The organism is Gilliamella bombi (assembly GCF_900103255.1).
GTDB lineage: Bacteria > Pseudomonadota > Gammaproteobacteria > Enterobacterales > Orbaceae > Gilliamella > Gilliamella bombi.
This window is the reverse complement of record NZ_FMWS01000016.1, coordinates 66,608-87,082: the sequence shown is the minus strand read 5'-3', so window position 1 is coordinate 87,082 and position 20,475 is coordinate 66,608. Positions and strand designations below refer to the sequence as shown.

17 protein-coding genes and 1 tRNA gene are annotated in these 20,475 nt (G+C 36.0%); 6 read left to right on the top strand and 12 right to left on the bottom strand.

Annotated elements, in window-relative coordinates; genetic code table 11:
• Nucleotides 1-122 precede the first annotated feature (122 nt).
• The 3 genes from fruB to B9N71_RS04155 are packed head-to-tail and all read left to right on the top strand — an operon-like array spanning nt 123 to nt 4,020.
• Nucleotides 123-1,328, top strand: a complete 1,206-nt coding sequence (fruB, locus tag B9N71_RS04165; protein ID WP_085164314.1) for a fused PTS fructose transporter subunit IIA/HPr protein — start codon at nt 123-125, stop codon at nt 1,326-1,328.
• Complete coding sequence (fruK, locus tag B9N71_RS04160; RefSeq protein WP_085164312.1) at nt 1,328-2,263, top strand: 1-phosphofructokinase; 936 nt, start codon at nt 1,328-1,330, stop codon at nt 2,261-2,263. The genes fruB and fruK overlap by 1 nt, the downstream gene beginning before the upstream one ends.
• Before the next feature lie 8 nt (nt 2,264-2,271).
• The gene (locus B9N71_RS04155) at nt 2,272-4,020 is read left to right on the top strand and encodes a fructose-specific PTS transporter subunit EIIC (RefSeq protein WP_085164310.1); all 1,749 of its coding nucleotides are present in this window, start codon (nt 2,272-2,274) and stop codon (nt 4,018-4,020) included.
• Between the two features lie 67 nt (nt 4,021-4,087).
• Here B9N71_RS04155 and B9N71_RS04150 read toward each other — a convergent pair whose 3' ends face one another.
• On the bottom strand, nt 4,088-4,663 hold the full coding sequence (locus B9N71_RS04150) for an LOG family protein (RefSeq protein WP_085164308.1): 576 nt from the start codon (nt 4,661-4,663) through the stop codon (nt 4,088-4,090).
• Nucleotides 4,664-4,811: 148 nt separating this feature from the next.
• Between B9N71_RS04150 and B9N71_RS04145 the strand changes: the two genes are divergently transcribed.
• Nucleotides 4,812-4,887 (top strand) — tRNA-Asn (locus B9N71_RS04145).
• A 332-nt stretch (nt 4,888-5,219) separates the two neighbouring features.
• On the opposite strand, the gene mutT is transcribed toward B9N71_RS04145, so the two are convergent.
• The 5 genes from mutT to B9N71_RS04120 all read right to left on the bottom strand — a co-directional run bounded on the left by mutT (nt 5,220) and on the right by B9N71_RS04120 (nt 11,143).
• A complete protein-coding gene (gene mutT, locus B9N71_RS04140; protein ID WP_085164306.1) occupies nt 5,220-5,624 on the bottom strand; it encodes an 8-oxo-dGTP diphosphatase MutT in 405 nt (134 codons plus the stop codon).
• A gap of 117 nt (nt 5,625-5,741) precedes the next feature.
• Nucleotides 5,742-8,474 (bottom strand): preprotein translocase subunit SecA, encoded by a 2,733-nt coding sequence (gene secA, locus B9N71_RS04135; protein ID WP_085164304.1) that lies wholly within the window; start codon nt 8,472-8,474, stop codon nt 5,742-5,744.
• Nucleotides 8,475-8,551: 77 nt separating this feature from the next.
• Nucleotides 8,552-8,896 (bottom strand): hypothetical protein, encoded by a 345-nt coding sequence (locus tag B9N71_RS04130; protein WP_085164302.1) that lies wholly within the window; start codon nt 8,894-8,896, stop codon nt 8,552-8,554.
• Between the two features lie 204 nt (nt 8,897-9,100).
• The gene (locus B9N71_RS04125) at nt 9,101-10,645 is read right to left on the bottom strand and encodes a multicopper oxidase family protein (protein WP_085164299.1); all 1,545 of its coding nucleotides are present in this window, start codon (nt 10,643-10,645) and stop codon (nt 9,101-9,103) included.
• A gap of 120 nt (nt 10,646-10,765) precedes the next feature.
• A complete protein-coding gene (locus B9N71_RS04120) occupies nt 10,766-11,143 on the bottom strand; it encodes a hypothetical protein (RefSeq protein WP_085164297.1) in 378 nt (125 codons plus the stop codon).
• Nucleotides 11,144-11,363: 220 nt separating this feature from the next.
• Here B9N71_RS04120 and B9N71_RS04115 point away from each other — a divergent pair, with 220 nt between their 5' ends.
• Nucleotides 11,364-12,428 carry an MJ1255/VC2487 family glycosyltransferase gene (locus B9N71_RS04115; protein WP_065575054.1) on the top strand — a complete coding sequence of 355 codons (1,065 nt, stop codon included), beginning with the start codon at nt 11,364-11,366 and terminating at the stop codon, nt 12,426-12,428.
• A gap of 10 nt (nt 12,429-12,438) precedes the next feature.
• Nucleotides 12,439-12,939: a type 3 dihydrofolate reductase gene (gene folA / locus B9N71_RS04110; RefSeq protein ID WP_085164295.1), complete on the top strand. Its 501-nt coding sequence runs from the start codon at nt 12,439-12,441 to the stop codon at nt 12,937-12,939.
• A 50-nt stretch (nt 12,940-12,989) separates the two neighbouring features.
• On the opposite strand, the gene relA is transcribed toward folA, so the two are convergent.
• The 6 genes from relA to galT form a co-directional block, all read right to left on the bottom strand.
• Complete coding sequence (relA, locus tag B9N71_RS04105) at nt 12,990-15,248, bottom strand: GTP diphosphokinase (protein WP_085164292.1); 2,259 nt, start codon at nt 15,246-15,248, stop codon at nt 12,990-12,992.
• A gap of 3 nt (nt 15,249-15,251) precedes the next feature.
• Nucleotides 15,252-16,595 carry a 23S rRNA (uracil(1939)-C(5))-methyltransferase RlmD gene (gene rlmD / locus B9N71_RS04100; protein ID WP_085164290.1) on the bottom strand — a complete coding sequence of 448 codons (1,344 nt, stop codon included), beginning with the start codon at nt 16,593-16,595 and terminating at the stop codon, nt 15,252-15,254.
• Between the two features lie 12 nt (nt 16,596-16,607).
• Nucleotides 16,608-17,096, bottom strand: a complete 489-nt coding sequence (gene coaD, locus B9N71_RS04095; protein ID WP_065575058.1) for a pantetheine-phosphate adenylyltransferase — start codon at nt 17,094-17,096, stop codon at nt 16,608-16,610.
• Between the two features lie 166 nt (nt 17,097-17,262).
• The gene (gene galM, locus B9N71_RS04090) at nt 17,263-18,264 is read right to left on the bottom strand and encodes a galactose-1-epimerase (protein ID WP_085164288.1); all 1,002 of its coding nucleotides are present in this window, start codon (nt 18,262-18,264) and stop codon (nt 17,263-17,265) included.
• On the bottom strand, nt 18,255-19,412 hold the full coding sequence (galK, locus tag B9N71_RS04085) for a galactokinase (protein ID WP_085164286.1): 1,158 nt from the start codon (nt 19,410-19,412) through the stop codon (nt 18,255-18,257). Before galK ends, galM begins: the two co-directional genes overlap by 10 nt.
• Entirely contained in the window at nt 19,413-20,462 is a 1,050-nt protein-coding gene (gene galT / locus B9N71_RS04080; protein WP_065589413.1) for a galactose-1-phosphate uridylyltransferase, read from the bottom strand. It abuts the gene before it with no gap.
• Nucleotides 20,463-20,475 lie beyond the last annotated feature (13 nt).

Sequence of the window (20,475 nt, the reverse complement as noted above, 5' to 3'; positions counted from 1 at the left end):
TTTATTTGATAATTAATGTTTATTTATTCATTATTGCTGAAACGATTCAATTGATTAAAGGATTTGTATTTTCTAAGTCATTTTAGTCGACCCAACATTATTAACCCAGAGGTATTTATTATATGTTTCATTTAGTTAAAGAAAACATTCATTTAAATGAACAAGCTACCAATAAAACTGAAGCGATAAAAAAAATTGCTACGGCATTAACCAATGCAGGATTTGTTGAAGATGGTTATGTCGATGGAATGCTAGAACGAGAAGCACAAGCAGCCACATATCTGGGTATAGGCCTTGCTATTCCCCATGGAACTACTAAAACTCGCCATTTAGTCAAAAAAACAGGGGTACAAGTATTTTGTTTTCCTAATGGTGTTCAATGGGGGGATGATGGTGAAAAGGCCTATCTTGCAATTGGTATTGCAGCAAGCTCTGATGAGCATTTAGAATTACTCCGTCAACTAACTCACGTACTTGGAGCTGAAGGGGTAGAAGAGCGAATTAAAAAAATTCAGTCAGCCGACGAAGCAATTGCTATTTTAACTGGTAAAACAAGTTCTGAAGATAGCCAATTTTCTATAAATGAATCTGCATTATTATTGGATATTCCTGCTGATAGTTTAGCAACTTTACAAGCATTAAATGCATCACGTCTAAAACAGCAAAATGCTGTAAATTCAAGTTTTATTGCCGATGTGTTGGACAATAAACCTACATATTTAGGTGATGGAGTTTGGTTAAATGATAGCAAACAAGGTAATTTAAAAAATGCTATGGCGATTAGTCGCACCATCAGTAATATTAATGAAGATGGTAAGCCTGTTAAGTTACTCATCACCATATCAGCAGTTGATGATTCTATTTCTGATATTGTAAATAATATTGCAACTTTAGTTTTTAACCAAAAATTACAATTACTATTATCAGCAAATACAGGTGATCTTATCAGCCTTCTTTTATCTGGTTCTGCGACAATAGAATCTAATAAATCAGAAATCCAATCGACATCTTCAAATGAGTCGACTGTGGCTGAATCGAATAATGAATCATTAAGTCGTGAATTTATTATTCCAAACGAAAATGGCTTACATACACGCCCATCATCAGTACTAGTAAAATTAGTTAAAGAGTTTAATTGTAAGGTTACTGTCGCTAATTTAGATGGTAAAGGTGAGCCAGTAAGTGCAACGAGTTTAATGAAAATTGTTGCGCTAGGCGCTAAAAAAGGTAGTCGATTACGATTTACTGCAGTAGGTGAAGATGCTACTCAGGCGCTTGATGCTATTGGTAAAGCAATTGGGGATGGTTTAGGTGAGGGGACTGAATAATGACTTATCGTGTCGCAACAATAACTTTAAACCCAGCTTATGATCTTTTGGGTTTTTGTCCCAAAGTTGAGCTTGGTGATGTTAATTTAGTCCAAACCAATGCATTACTTGCTGCTGGCAAAGGTATCAACGTTGCTAAAGTTTTGTCGGATTTAGATGTTCAATTAACTATTGGCGGTTTTTTAGGTAAAGAAAATCGTGATGGTTTTAACTTATTATTCAAATCATTAAATGTGATTGATAAATTTGAAACAATTCAAGGTCGTACTCGCATTAATGTTAAATTAACCGAGGAAAATAGTGAAGTGACTGACCTTAATTTTTCAGGCTTCACGATTAGCGAGCAAGATTGGCAATGTTTTGTTACAAATTCTCTTGAATGGTTAAAAGATATTGACATGGTGGCTATCAGCGGTAGTTTACCTGCTGGAGTATCACTTGATAAATTTACTAAGTGGATGGAACAAGTTAAAGCGATTTGTCCAAAGATCGTATTTGATAGTAGCCGAGATGCATTAGTTGCAGGATTAAAAGCAAAACCATGGTTAATTAAACCCAATGACAAAGAGCTAGAAATGTGGGTAGGTCGCAAATTACCAACATTAGAAGATGTTAAAGCAGCTGCTATGGAGTTAGTTAACGACGGCATTGAAAATGTAGTGATCTCGTTAGGAAGTAAAGGCGCTTTGTGGGTAACTAAAAATGAAGCATGGCTTGCAAAACCACCAAAATGTCATGTAGTTAGTACTGTTGGTGCCGGTGATTCAATGGTCGCCGGGTTGATGTATGGCTTAATGACTAATCGTTCAATTAAAGATACTTTAGTCTTTGCATCAAGTGTTGCAGCTTTATCAGTTGGGCAAGCTGGTGTTGGTATATCTGATTGCCAAGCTGTAAATAATATGCTAGAAAAAATTGAAATAATTTCTGAATAGGAGTATTCATGAATATATATATTATTGAAGGTAGTAATACAGGCCCAGTAAATGGACGTTTGGCTAAAGCGGAATTAGCTTTAGCCGCAAACGAATTAAATCTAAATCTGGTTGATAATGCAACATCGGCTGATGTTATAGTTGCAGTAGGCTCTGGAACTATCAGTGATAAAGCAGTTGTTGGTAAAAAGGTTTATGCCGTTGATGATTTAAATCAAATTTTTGCTAACCCAAAACAGATTTTAACAGATGCGCAAAGTAAAGCGAGTGTTTATCAACAAACAGCCGAAGCTATGTCTTCACCAAGCAATAATACTAGTGTAAAACGTATTGTTGCGGTAACCGCATGTCCAACAGGTGTTGCTCACACCTTTATGGCAGCAGAAGCGATTGAAGAGGAAGCCAAAAAACGTGGATGGTGGTGTAAGGTTGAAACACGTGGCTCAGTTGGTGTCGGTAATGAATTAACACCAGAAGAAGTGGCTTCAGCCGATGTTGTAATTGCGGCTTGTGATATTGATGTTGATTTGAGTAAATTTGCAGGTAAAAAACTTTATCGCACCAAAACAGGTCCAGCTCTGAAAAAAACAGCGCAAGAATTTGATAAGGCATTTGAAGAAGCAACCGTGTATCAAACAAGTGTTAATGCTTCGGTAGCTAAATCTAATAAACAGAAAAAAGGATTTTATCAACACCTTTTAACGGGTATTTCGTACATGTTACCAATGGTTGTAGCTGGCGGTTTGATTATTGCTCTATCTCTTGCATTAGGTGAGTTTCAAGACGTATTAAAAACGGTGAAAGTCTTAGAAAATGGCGTAGAAGTAGTAAAAGAAGTATTAGTAAACGAACTTGTTGGAGAGCCGCACTTAAATCTGATTGGCGAGAAGGCTTTCTCTCTCATGGTACCGTTGTTAGCAGGATATATTGCCTATTCGATTGCCGATAGACCAGGTTTAGTACCAGGGCTTGTCGGTGGCTTACTTGCGGTATCGACTAACGCAGGCTTCTTAGGCGGGATTTTTATTGGTTATTTTGCTGGTTATTTAGCAATGTGTATTTCCAAATATTTACCATTACCAAAAACGCTTGAGGGGTTAAAACCAATCCTAATTGTACCACTATTTGCGACATTAATAACCGGTTTAGTGATGCTGTTTATTTTTGGTGCACCTATCGCATGGTTAATGTCTTCCTTGGATTCATGGCTAAATTCGTTGAATTCAAATCCAAATACTGCTGTGATTTTGGGGGTAATTCTAGGGGGAATGATGTGTACTGATATGGGGGGACCTATCAATAAAGCAGCGTATTTATTCGGAACCACATTAATTTCATTACATCAATATATGCCAATGGCTGCGGTTATGGCCGGTGGTATGGTTCCACCGTTAGCTATGGGCTTAGCAACACTTATTGCACGCAAAAAATTTGCTAAACCTGAACAAGAAAGCGGTAAAGCTTCATTGGTATTAGGCTTATGCTTTATTTCGGAAGGCGCAATTCCATTTGCTGCGCGCGACCCATTACGTGTTATCCCATGTTGTATTGTTGGTGGTGCTATTACTGGAGGTATGGCGTTAGCCTTCGGTTCAACATTAATGACGCCGCATGGTGGTTTATTTGCTTTAGCAATTCCGGGCGTTGTTAAACCAGTAGTTGGCTACTTATTATCTATTGTTGTTGGTACCGTTGTTGCTGGTGTTGCTTATGCATTAATTAAACAACCAGAATCGGAAGCTACAGCTGTCGCTTAATGTTTGTTAATAATATAAGAAAAAGCGCCATCAAGTGATGGCGTTTTTATATAATATGGCATTTAAGCTATTTTTTTACCCAGCGCTGTAAATCTTTAGGGATAAAATGATCCATTTGTTGTAGTATAGTACGATGATCTTCCGAAACAATTAATGTTTTATAAAAACTATCACGAACAAAACCTTCATTCACTGCATATTGCAAAAAATTAAGCATTGGTTGCCAAAATTCTAACACATTAAATAATGCAACGGGCTTTTCATGATAACCGATTTGCATTCCCGTCCAAACTTCAAAAACTTCCTCTAGCGTACCTGTTCCGCCAGGCATTGCAACAAAACCATCAGCAAGCTCAGACAGTCTTGCTTTACGTTGATGCATATTATCCACCACCTCTAAGCGCGTAATACCGTGGTGTGCAGTTTCGGCTTTGACTAAGCGTTCAGGAATAATACCAATCACCTCTCCACCATGAGCTAGTGCCGCATTAGCAATAATGCCCATTAATCCCTTATTACCACCACCATAAATTAGCCGTCGATTTTGTTCTGCTAAAGTTTTGCCTAATTGTTCTGCTTGTGTACGATATTCTAATTGACTTCCTTCGCTTGCTCCGCAAAAAATACAAATATTTTTTTTCATAAATGCTATTTTACCTGTTAATAATATATTTAATTATCTTAGCATATCTACAGATTAATTTGATTACAAGCTGAGCAGTTAATTCTATTTGCTGTTTTAGAGATTGACATTGGTGTTATAGATAGTTAATATTCATCTCGTTAAGTGTTCCTCCATAGTTCAGTCGGTAGAACGGCGGACTGTTAATCCGTATGTCACAGGTTCAAGTCCTGTTGGAGGAGCCAATTTCCGAATTTATAAAACCTGCTTATGGCAGGTTTTTTATATACAAAAATCCTTACTTATTCGTTTCGTTGTTACAGTAAATAGACCTAAATCCGAGTTTATTGGGTATTGTATTTAGTCATTGCTAAATGGATTATTAGTTAAAATAAGATCAAAGCTTTGTGATAGTAAATTTTTGCTTTAGCATTGTGTTATTCTCGGCGCGGGGAAACAGCGTACAGCTGTTTTATGAACTAAATATAATAGCTCTAAAATCATACAAGAAACTAATTTAAGTTAAATAAACTAAACTAAACTAAACTCGCGAACAAGCTAAATTGTAATAACTAAGTTATATTTGTTTATCTAAGTTTTTAAGCATTTCGATGATCGGTCGATTGGCGTCAGGGAATTCGTCGGCATTCAGATCTTCTTGGTCAATCCAACGACTTGGTTGGCCTTCTTTAGCAAAAGGGACTCCATCCCATTCTTCAACTAAATACGCATGAATTGTGATATCGCGATCATCATAATTGTGGTTAAAGGTATCTAAAAATTGGGCTTGGTGGATATGGATGTCAACTTCTTCAGCAATTTCGCGTTGTAATGTTTGATATGGCGTTTCTCCGGTCTCGATTTTTCCACCAGGAAACTCCCAAAAACCAGCAAGATGAGAGTCTTCACCGCGTTGGGTGATAAATATTTGACAATTTTGTGAACGAATAATACCTACAGCAATTTCAATATGTTTGTTCATAATTCTATTTGCCTATGAGTAAAATTAGGGAAAGTTGTAACTTTCCCTTTCAACCTATTGTCGATCCTAATCGACGATTTAATTATCAACTTTATTTGATGATACTAAATTTTTTCTTTACTGAACAGCACCATGGCAATGTTTATATTTTTTACCTGAACCACAAGGGCATGGATCATTACGACCAACTTTGGCTTGAGTTCGTACTATTGGTTGCGAAGAAGTGCCTGCTGATAGTTCTTCATTTTCGCCATTTATACTCGCTACCGAATCATGGTTAGCTTGTTGTTTAGCCATTAGTTTTTCCATTTCTGCTAGGCGTTGGCGTTCAGCTTCGTCAACTTCTTCTTGTGAGCGAATTTGTACGCGACTTAAAATACCAATAACATCATATTTTAATGATTCTAGCATGTTAGCAAACATATTAAACGATTCACGTTTATATTCCTGTTTTGGATCTTTTTGTGCATAGCCGCGCAAATGAATACCTTGGCGTAAATAATCCATAGCTGCTAAATGTTCTTTCCAAAGTGTATCAAGTGTTTGTAACATAACACTTTTTTCGAAATGTCTAAATGCTTCAGCTCCAGCCATGTTTTCTTTTTCTAAATATTTGTCTTGAGCAATTTGTAAGATTCGTTCACGCAATGTTTCTTCGTGCAGATTTTGCTCTTCATCTAGCCATTTTGCGACCGGTAAATCCAAATCAAAGTCTGTTTTTAGTGCAGTTTCAAGACCTGGTATATTCCACATATCTTCAATTGATTGTGGTGGAATGTATTGGTCAATTAGAGTGTTAAATACATCACCTCGAATTGAATCAATGGTATCTTTTATATCGGTATTATCAAGTAAGCCGTTTCGTTCTCGGTAAATTACTTTACGTTGATCGTTGGCGACATCATCATATTCAAGAAGTTGTTTACGAATATCAAAGTTGCGACTTTCAACTTTCTTTTGAGCATTGGCAATGGCTTTTGTGACCCATGGGTGTTCAATAGCTTCACCTTCTTTCATACCCAATTTACGCATCATATTACCCATACGATCAGAGGCGAAAATTCTCATCAATGGATCTTCCAGTGATAGATAAAAGCGTGAAGCGCCAGGGTCACCTTGACGTCCTGCACGACCTCGTAGTTGGTTGTCGATACGGCGTGACTCGTGACGTTCAGTACCTAAAATATAAAGTCCACCTAACTCAATCACTTCTTCGTGTTTTGTTTGCCAAGCTTGTTTCGCTTTTTCGATGTCTTCTTGTGTTGGATTTTCAATTTTTGCTATATCATTTTGCCAGTTACCACCGAGCATAATATCAGTACCACGACCAGCCATGTTGGTTGCAATAGTAACTGCACCTTTACTCCCTGCATTAGCAATGATTTCTGCTTCTTGAGCATGGAATTTAGCATTTAGGACATTATGTTTGATACCTGCTTTTTTAAATGCTTGTGAAACTAATTCTGATTTTTCGATTGATGCTGTTCCGACTAAAACAGGTTGACCGCGTTTTACACATTCTTGTACATCAGATACAATCGCATTTATCTTTTCCTTTTCGGTCATATAGACAAGGTCGGATTGATCTTTTCGTTGCATTGGGCGATTAGTTGGAATAACAATCGTATCTAAACCATAAATTTGGTTAAACTCAAATGCTTCAGTGTCAGCAGTACCTGTCATGCCCGCTAGTTTTTCATATAAACGGAAATAGTTTTGGAAAGTAATTGAAGCCAGTGTTTGGTTCTCATTTTGGATTTTAACGTGCTCTTTTGCTTCAACAGCTTGATGTAAACCATCAGACCAACGTCGACCATCCATTGTTCTTCCAGTATGTTCGTCAACGATGATAATTTCGTTATCTCTGACAATATAATCAACGTCGCGGTGGAATAGGTGGTGAGCGCGTAGGGCTGCATTAACGTGATGCATCAATACGATATTGCTTGGCGCATAAAGTGACTCATCACCTTTCATGATACCTTGTTTTATCAGTAATTCTTCAACTTTAACTAAGCCTCGTTCTGTTAAGTTAACTTGGCGTGATTTTTCATCAATTGAGAAGTCACCATCACCTTGGAACTGGTCAGAGTCTTCTTTTTCTTGACGGGTTAAGTAAGGAATGATTTTATCAACGCTAATATATCTGTCGGAACTATCTTCCGCTTGACCTGAAATAATCAGAGGTGTTCTTGCTTCATCAATTAAAATTGAGTCAACTTCATCGACTAAGGCGTAATGTAATGGACGTTGTACACGAGCATCTTTGGTAAATACCATATTATCGCGTAGGTAGTCGAAACCATATTCATTATTGGTACCATAGGTGATATCTGCGTTGTAAGCCTCACGTTTTATGTGTGTGGGCATATTTGGCAGGTTAATCCCTACAGTTAAGCCCAAAAATTCGAATAAAGGACGATTATTTTCAGCGTCTCGCTGCGCTAAGTAATCATTAACTGTAACAACGTGTACACCTTTACCTGTTAGTGCATTTAAGTAGGCAGGTAATGTCGCTGTTAAAGTTTTACCTTCACCCGTACGCATTTCAGCAATGCAACGTTCATTTAATACCATACCACCGATTAACTGCACATCAAAATGACGCATGCCAAATACACGTTTGCTCGCTTCACGTACCACTGCGAAAGCTTCTTCCAAAATATCATCTAATTGAGTTCCAGAGGCAATCCTGTCTTTAAATTCTGTAGTTTTTGCTTTTAGTTCATCATCAGTTAATGCTTCCATGTCTGGTTCAAGTGCATTAATTTTTTCAACTCGTTTACGCATACTTTTTAATACGCGCTCATTGCGGCTACCAAATACTTTTGTCAATAATTTTAATAACATAACTTTTCTCTTGTTTTTTAATACGGATTTTAAGGCTTTTGCCTTGAATAAAAATTAGTTTTATTTGTGCGTAAATTCTAAGAGGTAGTTTTTGGTCCAGCTCGTATGCCGTTGTAAGGGGATAGTCGGATTGCCTTGCTAGGGGAAAGATCATCATAATTAGGCATTATTAAAAGTACTACAGTATGCTGTTTTTGGGAACATGCTAGTGTTTGTGACTTTCTTTGTGCTGTTTCTCTGTGATCTTGTACAATGGATGTAATAGCAATAATTCCACTGTGCGAAACATCAGATTCCGATGGAAGCGCTTCGTTTTGACATAAACCAAACCCAGCAGCAATCACACCTAATAATAAGTGCGACAAAGCGGTTTTAATAATCAATCGTTTGCGAAGTTTTTGCCAATAGTTAATGACGATCATAATCTGTGCATTTTAGCATTTTTTAGCAAAAGAAAAAACCCTTATTACAAGGGGAATAATTTAATAAAAGGAATTTTAATAAGATGATAGGTTTATAAAAACTCGCTTTTTTTCGGTAATGATAAGCGAGTTTTTGTTAATTTAACTTCCCTTAATCCAACCATACTAAAAATTGAATCAAGGAAAGGAATAAAGGAAGAAATATTATTCCACCATTAATTGCCCCATCATGCCAGTTGTTTCATGTTCAATAATGTGACAGTGATACATGCGAAGCCCAGGAAGATTTTGCTGTATTTTGATGGTAAGTTTTTCGTGTGGCCGCAAATTAATGGTATCTTTTAAGGCAATATAATCAGGCTGAGTTTTTTTACCATTTAACTCGTGCGATTGTACAATAAATTGTGCGCCATGGATGTGGAAATTGTGATCCATATGGGAGTTATTAAATATTGTCCATTCTTCAATATCGTGAATTTTGCTTTTTAGATCAATTCGCGACATGTCATGACGTTTACCATTAATTAAAAATAACACACCACCACGCGGCTCTTTCATGTCCATTACTTCGGTATATTCCAGTAATTTATGGACGACAGCTGGCCCCATATTAGGTAGTTGGTTTAATGTGTTTGGTAAGGTGATTGGCTCGGATTTAGTCAGTGTTAACTCACCTAGTATTATATCTTGTTCTGGCGGTACATTGCCCATTTTATTGCGATCATATCCGATTGATTGTAAATATACAGTACCAGTTTGTTTTGGTATTATGACTAATTCAGCACGTTCAGCCGGAGTTAATAATAAGGGTTTGGTAAGCAGGTAGGGTTTAGCTAATAGTCCACCATCAGTGCCAACTAAAAAAACATCGCAGTTAGGGATAGAAAGATTGAGATATCGACCTGAACACGAATTCCATACTCGGATATGTGTGGCTGAATCTATTTTGATCTTTGGGCGGTAACTGCCATTTATCAATACAAATTGGCCTTCACGTCCATTCATCCAATCGACCATTGAATTATCAGCAATTAGACCTTTGTCGGTTAATTTTAAGTCAGAAAAGAACCAATTTTGTTCAGGGAACGATGCAAGTGGATCGTGTTTGCTACGAACAATAAATGTACCAGCTAAACCTCGATAAACTTGTTCGGCTACTGTATTATGTCCGTGAGGATGATACCAATAAGTGCCAGCAGTACCTTTAGGAATGATAAATTCATAAGTTCGACTGCCTCCTGCTGGAATTTCGTTTTGTGGGTTGCCGTCTTGATCAGATGGAATGAGCAAGCCGTGCCAATGAACTGTCGTTGATTGAGTAAGTTCATTTTTTACGGTGATTTTAACATGGTCTTCTTCAAATACTTCGATTTTCGGACCAGGTATCATTCCATTATAGGTCCAAAATTCCGTGGTTAAATCTGGTGTTAACGCAATTTTTGTTGGTTTTATATGTAATGTTGCTTCAAAAACACCTTTTTGCTTGCTCTCATTTTTTAAGTTGGTCAAAGTTGGTAGATCTATTCCTTGTGGTAGTACTGAAGTCGATAAAAGTTTTTGCGACATTTGATTGTGATTCATGTCCATATTCATTTGTTGGTGCATATTATCCCCCTTTTGACATTCATCAGAATGAGTATCACACATTGTGTCATGCATATTATTGTTCCCCATTTGGGCTATAGCTTTAGTTGCGACCAATCCACCGATAGCTGTGGTAATATTTATCAAAAAATTTCGACGTTTCATGATGTTCCTCAAAATAGTTAATTTTAACAATAACCTGATGGTTATACTGATAAAACAAATATCAATATAATTCAGTTATTGCTTGTAGTGTTACTTACTGCTTTTATTTACATAAACCAATTAAACAGCTTGCGGTGGTCTTAACTCTGGAATAAATTCGTTATATTGTAGAATAGGCTTAATGGGCAGATATCGTTCACTGCTAGACGAAATATAAAGTTTTGTAGGAAAATTAGAGTTCAAAATATTACAGGTTGAACACTGATGAAACAAAGCACAAGCTGATATGATTGTGTTTTTTCGCAAAACCAAAACTGGCTCGTTAGAAATAGATTCGTGTTTAGGTGTTAATTCAGATGTGGAATGAGCAGAATGACAAGTTAAAGCTGGTGATAATAATAAGTTAGATAAATGCCATGAAGAATAACTAAACAAAAATAGTATTGATGCTAATACAATTATTTGGCAAATTGGTTTATTTTGGGGTGTTATAGGCATCTTGATATCTCGCTATTTTTTGTAAAATAAATAATAGCCCTACTTAAAGTTTAAATATCACCTTGATATAACTAGTTTAATTTAATTCTATTGATTTGTCGACTTGTCTATTAATATATTAAAAATACTAAAATTTTAAGTTAATGTGTAAAAAAAATAAGATAATTATGACGTGTTCTGGTATGATATTTATCAATAATAATTGGCAAATAATATTGATATGAAGATTCTTTTTGGTGTTCAAGGAACAGGAAATGGCCATGTCAGTCGTTGTAGAACTTTAGCTAAAGCATTAAAAAAAGCTGGAGCTGATGTTGATTATATTTTTAGTGGACGTGATCCTAAAGACTATTTTGATATGCAAGTTTTTGGTGATTATAAGACTTATCGAGGTGTCACCTTTGCAACACTAAACGGTAAAATTAATTTTCGTAAAACCATACAACGAATTCGCGCTTTCAGGCTGATTAAAGACGTGCGGGAACTTGATTTATCAAAGTATGATTGTATTATTAGTGATTTTGAGCCAGTCACTGCTTGGGCCGCACATCATCAGCAACGTGACTGTTTAGGTATAAGTAATCAGGCCGTATGCCAATATCTTAAACCTAAAGAATATGGGTTAGTTGCCAATGTAATTATGAAATATTATGCGCCAGTTACTAAGCCTATTGGTTTGCATTGGTTTCATTTTGGGCATAAGTTATTGCCACCGATGATCGATTCATTTAATGCCACACCAACAGAAGATGGCAGCATTGTGGTTTATTTGCCGTTTGAAGGTATAGATGAGATCATTGGTATGTTAAACCAATTTCAAGATCGTCAATTTATCTGTTTTCACCCAGATATAAAGCAAGAATCGCAACGAGGTAATATTAATTTTCAACCTCTTAGTCGTGATAGTTTTACGCAAGCTTTAGTCAATTGCTCTGGCATTATTTCAAATACGGGCTTTGCATTGATTTCTGAAGCATTAACGCTTGGTAAAAAGATTCTTACTAAGCCTGTGGCAGGTCAATTTGAACAAATTTATAATGCTCAATGTTTACGATCTCTTGATATGGCAACGGTTATGGAAAGTTTAAACTGTATCAAACTTAAGTATTGGTTAGATTTACCTTCACCAAAACCAATAATATACCCTGATGTTGCTACAGAATTGTCTAATTGGATCGTTGCTGGACAAAAAGAGTCGTTACTTTCTTTAAGCGAACGACTTTGGAGTCAAACTATCTTTCCTGAGCATGTCAATCAGCGAATAAAATCTTTAGGGTATGTGTAAAGGAACGGATATGATATTAAGTATTATTGTAGCCATGGCCGATAATCGTGTAATTGGCTTAAATAATCAAATGCCTTGGCATTTACCTGCAGACTTGGCATGGTTTAAAAAAAATACACTTAATAAACCCGTTATTATGGGAAGAAAGACATTTGAGTCTATTGGTCGTCCACTACCAAATCGTCATAATATTATTATTTCAAAGCAAGCACCAAGTGAATCTAATTCAACTCAAAATGTAAGTTGGGTTCAATCAATTGATGCCGCCATAGTGTTAGCCCAAGAACAGAATGTTGATGAGGCATTTATTATTGGTGGTGGTAATATTTATAAGCAGATTTTACCGTTAGCAAATCGACTTTATTTAACACATATAGATGCCGAACTACAGGGGGATACCCATTTCCCTGATTATTCACCTGAGCAATGGCAAGTTATTTATCAAGAAGGGCATCAACCGGATGATAAAAATGGCTATTCATATCAGTTTGAAATTTTAGAAAGAAAGTAATAAATATTAAACCTAATTGCCACTAAAAAAGTGGCAATTTAACATGTTAATTAACCTTGAAAACGTTTAGCTTCAATAACATCGGGTAGTTGTTTTATTTTATTGAGCACTCGATTTAACGAATCCTGATCAAAAATTTCCATATCTACGTCGATAGTGGCTAATTGTTGCTTCATATCTGAACGGCTCATTAAACCAAGAACATTAACCTTTTCATTAGCTAAAATCGTAGTGATATCTCGCAATAAACCACTTCGATCGTTGGCAACAATCTTTATCACCATGGTATAACTTGATTGGGTATTGTTGTTCCAAACAGCGTGAGTAATACGTTCAGGCGCATGATTTTTAAGGTCTTGCAATTGCTCACAATCAGCTCGGTGAATTGAAATACCTCGCCCATGAGTTACAAACCCCACAATTAGATCGCCAGGAATAGGGCGGCAACAGTTTGCAATGGTATACATTAAGTTACCCACACCCTCAATAATAATTTCACTGCCTTTTTTGTTGTTGAATTTATTAGTATTTTTAGATTGCATATTCGTTTTTTGGGCAATCTGTTTTAATGCTGCTTCATCTTCCTCTTCAGCAGTTGGTTTATTAAATTGTGCATTGATAAAATTAACTAATTGATTAATCCTTACATCACCACTACCAATACCTGCTAATACCTCGTCAAATGAATGAGCGTTATATTTATTAATTAAGATTTTTTCGACACTTTTTATACTAATGTTTAAAGGTTCAAGTTCGCTTTGTAAAATTTGCTCACCTGTAGCGATATTTTTATCGCGATCTTGCTTTTTAAACCAGGCTTGAATTTTAGCTCTGGCACGACTACTATTAACGAATCCTGTATTCGGATTTAGCCAATCTCGACTAGGATTTGGTTGTTTTTGGGTAATGATTTCAACTTGATCGCCCATTTTTAAATTATAGGTAAATGGTACAATTCGCCCGCCTACTTTGGCTCCAATACAGCGGTGACCCACATCGCTATGTATATGATAAGCAAAATCAAGTGGAGTTGACATAGCAGGCAAGTCAACAACATCACCTTTAGGCGTAAAAACATAAACTCGGTCATCAAAAATTTGGCTACGAACGGCTTCTTGTATTTCACCACTTTCCGACATTTCTTGTTGCCATGTTAATAATTTACGCAACCAAGAAATTCGTTGATCATAAGCTGTCATTTTGTCGGTACTGCCTTCTTTATATTTCCAATGTGCAGCAATACCTAGTTCAGCCTCATTGTGCATTTTTTCAGTACGAATTTGAATTTCGATTGCTTTATCTTGTGGACCATAAACAACAGTATGGATCGATTGATAACCATTTGGTTTAGGATTTGCTACATAATCGTCAAATTCTTTTGCGATATGTTTATAATGGCTGTGGACAATACCTAATGCATTATAACAATCTTCAATACGATCGCAGATAATGCGCACAGCACGAATATCATATAAATCTTCGAATTGAAGGTGTTTACGCTCCATTTTTCGCCATATACTATAAATATGTTTAGGACGACCGTATACCTCAGCTCGAATATGATCTTGATTCATCAAATCTTGTAAATGGCTTACAAATTGTTTGATGTACAGTTCACGATCTAATCGTTTTTCTTGCAATTTTTTTGCTATTAATCGATATTCATCTGGATGTAAATAGCGGAAGCAGAAATCTTCTAGCTCCCATTTTAATTGACCTATGCCTAAACGGTTGGCTAAGGGCGCATAGATGTTAAAACATTCTTTAGCTGCAAGGACCTGTTCTTCTTGAGGTGCATTGATTAAATTGCGTAAGTAGGTAATGCGTTCTGCCAATTTAATCACTACACTTCTGAAGTCATTTACCATCGCTAGTAGCATTCGGCGAATACTATCAATTTGTTCGGAAGTAGCACTGCCGTTACGAATTGCTCGTAATTGGCGAATTTCTTTCATCCTAACAATACTAGAAATAATATGAGAAATTTCACGATCAAAATCTTCTGGAATATCTTCTCGGCGAATAATTTTGCTATCAACAAAAGGAAGCAATAAAGCCGCACATAAACTATTAATATCCATATTAAGTGTCGATAGAATTTCGACCATTTCTATCGCATTTTGGAAACAGAAAATTTGCTCTGATGCACCTGCGCTGTTTTCAAAACAAAAATCCCAAACTTCTCTAAACTTCTTATAAGATGCAGGATTAGTTAATAACAATTCTTGTGTTACCCATTGTTCTAAATCAAATTGAGCAAGGGAATAGTGTTCTTCACTATGTTGGTGTGCGCCTCTAATAGATACCATAACTTATGTTCCTGATTTTATTAGCAACAACATTGATTCAATGTGTTTGGTTTGCGGAAACATATCTAAAATAGCAATTTGAGCAATTTGATATCCTGCATCGATAAGTTGTTTACTATCTCGAGCTAGTGTAGCAGGATTACACGATATATAAACAATTTTTGATGGTGCTAATTTTGCAATTTCTATTGTTGCATTAAACGCTCCTGCTCTTGCTGGATCTAATAATACTTTATTATAATTATATTGTGATTGACTCCATATCGAAAATTGTTGAGAATCATCTAAATTGCTGGTTAAAAAATTAGTTTCCGCACAAATCTCAGTATTATTTAATATAGCGTTGAATTTTGCTTTTTCAACCAAGGTATCAACACCTTCAACTCCCGTTACAGTTTTACTTAATTTTGCTATAGGTAACGAAAAATTGCCCATTCCGCAAAACAGATCTAAAACCCGATCTGTTGGTTGTAAAGTTAGCCAGTTAAGCGCCTGTTCGATCATCTTTTGATTAATTTTACAATTTACCTGAATAAAATCTAGAGGGCTGAATGTTAATTTTAAATGATTAATTAAATAAAAATGCTCAGTATTACCGGCAATATGTATTAAATCATCGCCGTGAAAATAAAGTGAAATATTGTTATTTTCGGCGAATTCTCTTAATAGGTTAACATCATGATTGCTTAGAGGCATAGTGTGCCTTAAAACAAGAATAATACCGCTATCGACCGAAATTAGTTCAACGTGACCCAGTGCTTTTTTCTGTTTTATGTTATTGAGCATGCTTTGTAATGGCGCTAGCAATGACTCTAATTCATCAACTAATACAGGACAATGTTTGATATTGATTATTTGATTAGATTCTGCTTGGCGAAATCCAATTGCTAATTGGCCTTTAACGATATTAATTGAAAGTCTTGCACGTCGACGATAATGGTAAGGTTGATCGGCAATAATTTGCGGTGAATTTTTAACGATATTTGATAAAGGTTGTCCTGTTTCTTTTTGTAATAGATTTATCAACGCATCATATTTTGCTTGTTGTTGCATATGTGGTGCAATATGTTGTAGCTCACAACCTCCACATTGTTGATAATATTCACATAGAGGTTTAACGCGGTATTTGCTTTGATTATGATATCTAATGACTTTGGCTTTAGCGTAATTTTTCTTATTTTCAGTTAACTCAATATCAACGGTTTCATCAGGCAAGGCTGATTTTACAAAAATTGTTTTACCTTTATGATTGGTCACGCCTTGCCCAAAAGCATCTAAAGATAAGATAGTTACTGTCAATTTTTGTGGTGTGAACTTTTTTCTTTGTGGAGTGTAAAAATTAACCATAGACGTTTTTATTTATGTTAAGCGTTTTAATAAAGCTGTTTTGACATGTAGTGGTACTAAATTTGTTATATCACCGCCATGGTAGGCAACATCTTTTACTATTGTCGATGAAATAAATCCCATTGCAATTGATGGCATTAAAAAGATAGTGTCTAAATCAGATTTTAATGCACGATTCATTTCGGCAAGTTGCCTTTCGTATTCAAAATCGTGTGTTGTACGAACGCCTCGAACGATAACTGTGGCATTATGGGTTTGTGCAAAATTAGCCATTAAATTGTCAAAGCCAATAACTTCGACATTGAGTAAATGTTCAACTGCTGTTGACGCTAAATTTACGCGTTCTTCTAGAGTAAAGAGTGTTTTTTTATTAGGATTTTCGGCAATAGCAACAATTAATCGAGGAAACAGTAACGAAGCTCGTGTAACAAGATCAATATGACCATTAGTAATGGGATCAAAAGTACCCGGGAAAATAGCAGTTAAACTTTTGCTTTTCATATTTAATATTATCCATTAGGTATGATGACTGTATCATACCTAATTTTACTTAGGATTGTTAGTTTAACCATGCAAAATTCTTTTGCTCAATTTGTTAGATTTCTAGTAATGTAAATATGAAAAAGCTAGATATTATTAATATACAGCAATAATTAAGTCAAACAAGTTATTGATTTATAAAAAATTGGTAAGCAGTGTAATGTTCATATATTTGTTCTGGTTGTAAAAAGCAGCTTGGTTGTGGCCAGTCAGGATGATTAGGGCTGTCTGGTAAAAATTGGCTTTCTAATGCTATGCCAGCAAAATTTCCATATTCACCATTATGCCGGTTTGGTGTATGTTGTAAAAAGTTACCTGTATAAATCTGTAATGACGGTTTGGTTGTAGTAACATTCATTGTTACTTTTTTATCAGATGAAATGAGCTGAGCGGCTATCACTTTGGTTTTATCTAATAAATAAGCATGATCATAACCACCAGTTATTTGCCTTTCTGCGCTTTCAAGTAGTTTTTCCGATAAAAGTTTTGGTTGACGTAAATCCATATCGTGCATGGCAACACTAACTAAATCCTTATTAGGGATACCATTGGCATTAACTGGCAAATAACAGTTAGCATTTACTTTTAATCTGTGATTAAGTACATCTTTGCTTATTTCGCCATCTAGATTAAAGTAAGCATGATTAGTCAAATTTACTGGCGTAGTTTTTGTAGTAGTTGCATTAAACAATATAATTACTTGATTGTCATCGGTGAGTTTATACGTTACTGTTACATTCAGCTCACCAGGAAAACCTTGATCACCATCAAGTGAAATTAGATGGAAGGTCACTTGCTGATCGGAGCAAGATTGAATTAACCATAATTGTTTATCGAAGCCTAATTTTCCGCCGTGTAACTGATTTACACCTTGATTCGCAGTGAGATGATATTGTTTATTGTCAATATTAATAGTAGCATTGGCAATACGGTTAGCATATCGGCCTATTGTAGCACCTAAATAGGCATCCTGTTGTTGGTATTGTTCAAGTGAGCGACAGCCGAGTAGCACTTCACGAGTCTGTCCATTAACGGGCAATTCACAGGAAAGCCATGTAGCTCCCCAGTTTGAAAGTTTTATTTGCATTCCTTGTTTATTGGACAGTTCAATAATTTGCGTTATAGGCATATCGCGTGTGCTCCTTCACTTGGTTTACAGACATAAAAATCTTCTTTAATACCAAATTTTTTAGCATAACTATCGCTAACAACGGTTTTAACAGCATCAACTTTATCTTTTGGTACTATTGCCACAACACAACCACCAAAGCCACCGCCTGTCATGCGAACACCGCCTTGTTCACCAATTACACCGTGAATTATTTCAACTAGATAATCAATAGCGGGGACTGTAATTTCAAAATCATCACGCATTGAATTGTGACTCTGTGCCATGAGTTTTGATAATAATTTATAATCACCATCTGTAAGAGCTTGTGCTGCCTTTAGTGTGCGCTCATTTTCAGTGATTACATGATGAGCTCGTTTAAAGACAATTGGATCGAGCGTTTTTTCAATATGTTGTAATTCAGTTAAGGACGCGTCTCTTAAGGCTTTTACCCCAAGGGCTTGTGCTGCTGCTTCACACTGTTTACGTCGAGTATTATATTCACTATCAACTAATCCTCGTTTGATATTTGAATTGATGATAACTACAGCAAAATCTTTAGGAATTGAGACTGGTTTAACTTCTAATGAACGACAATCAATTAATAATGCATGTTGGCTTTGTCCAAGGGAAGATATTAGTTGATCCATGATGCCACAATTGCAACCAACAAATTGGTTTTCGGCCTCTTGACCAATTAGGGCTAACTTGGTGCCATCTAAAGCCAAGTTATAAAGAACTTGGAACATTTTAGCTACCGCAACCTCTAGAGATGCTGATGAACTTAGTCCTGCTCCTTGAGGAACGTTTCCACTAATAGCAAAATCGACGCCATGGATATTATTTGCATATTTTTTTAAGTGCTTTACCACCCCACGTATGTAGTTAGCCCACATATAATCTGGATGTTTTTCAATAGGAGAATCTAAAGAAAATTCATCTTGTTGATTATCATAATCAACCGCAATAACTCGAACAAGATTATCTGAACGTTTGTGACAACTTATTATCGTTTGATAATCGATAGCACAAGGTAAAACAAAACCATCATTATAATCGGTATGCTCGCCAATCAAATTTACACGACCGGGGGCTTGTATAAGTGTATCGGGTTTATAATCAAATTTAGATTCAAATGCTTGTGTAGTTGCTTTGATTAATGCGTTCATCTATTTATCCTTTTTGTCTTTATAATGCACATCACTAACGTTACGTAACCTTTCAGCTGCTTGCTCTGGGGTTAAATCACGTTGTACTTCGGCTAACATTTCGTAACCTACCATAAATTTTTTTACTGTGGCGGAACGTAATAAAGGGGGATAAAAATGTGCATGTACTTGCCAATAATCATTTTTATCTTGCATAAATGGCGCACCATGCCAGCCCATAGAGTATGGGAAAGAGCAATGAAATAAATTATCGTAGCGACTCGTTAATTTTTTGAGCGCAATTGCTAAATCACTTTGTTGTTTGTCATTTAATTGGGTTAATTGTGGAATGTGAATTTTTGGTAATAATAATGTTTCAAATGGCCATATTGCCCAAAAAGGAACAACGGCAAGCCAATACTTAGTTTCTACAACGATTCGCTCACGATTAATAAGTTCCTTTTCAGCATAATCAACCAATAAATTGCGATGATATTTTTCAAAGTAATTACGCATATTTAGATCTTCACGCGCAATCTCATTTGGTAAAAAGCTATTTGCCCAAACTTGTCCATGTGGATGAGGGTTAGAGCACCCCATTGCTGATCCTTTGTTTTCAAACACTTGTACCCAAGGATAGTTTTCACCCAACTCCTGTTGCTGTTCTATCCAAGTTTTAATTACTCCTTCAATTGCAGGTAAATCAAGTTCAGGTAATGTTTTACTGTGATCGGGTGAAAAACAGATAACTCGACTAGTACCTTTTGCGCTTTGCATTTGGAATAAAGGATCGGCGTTTTTTGGTGATTCTGGAGTATTTTTCATTAATGCTGCAAAATCATTAGTAAAAACAAATGTTCCCTTATATTGGGGGTTGATATCTCCTGTTACCCGTTTATTTCCTGGGCACAAAAAGCAAGTTGGATCATAACTTGGTTTTTGCTCTTCGTTTAATACTTCTTGTTGTCCTTGCCATGGGCGTTTTGCCCTATGTGGTGAAACAAGTACCCATTGATTGGTTAATGGGTTGTAACGACGATGAGGATGGTCAACTGGGTTAAAAATATCCATTTTTGCCTCTTCT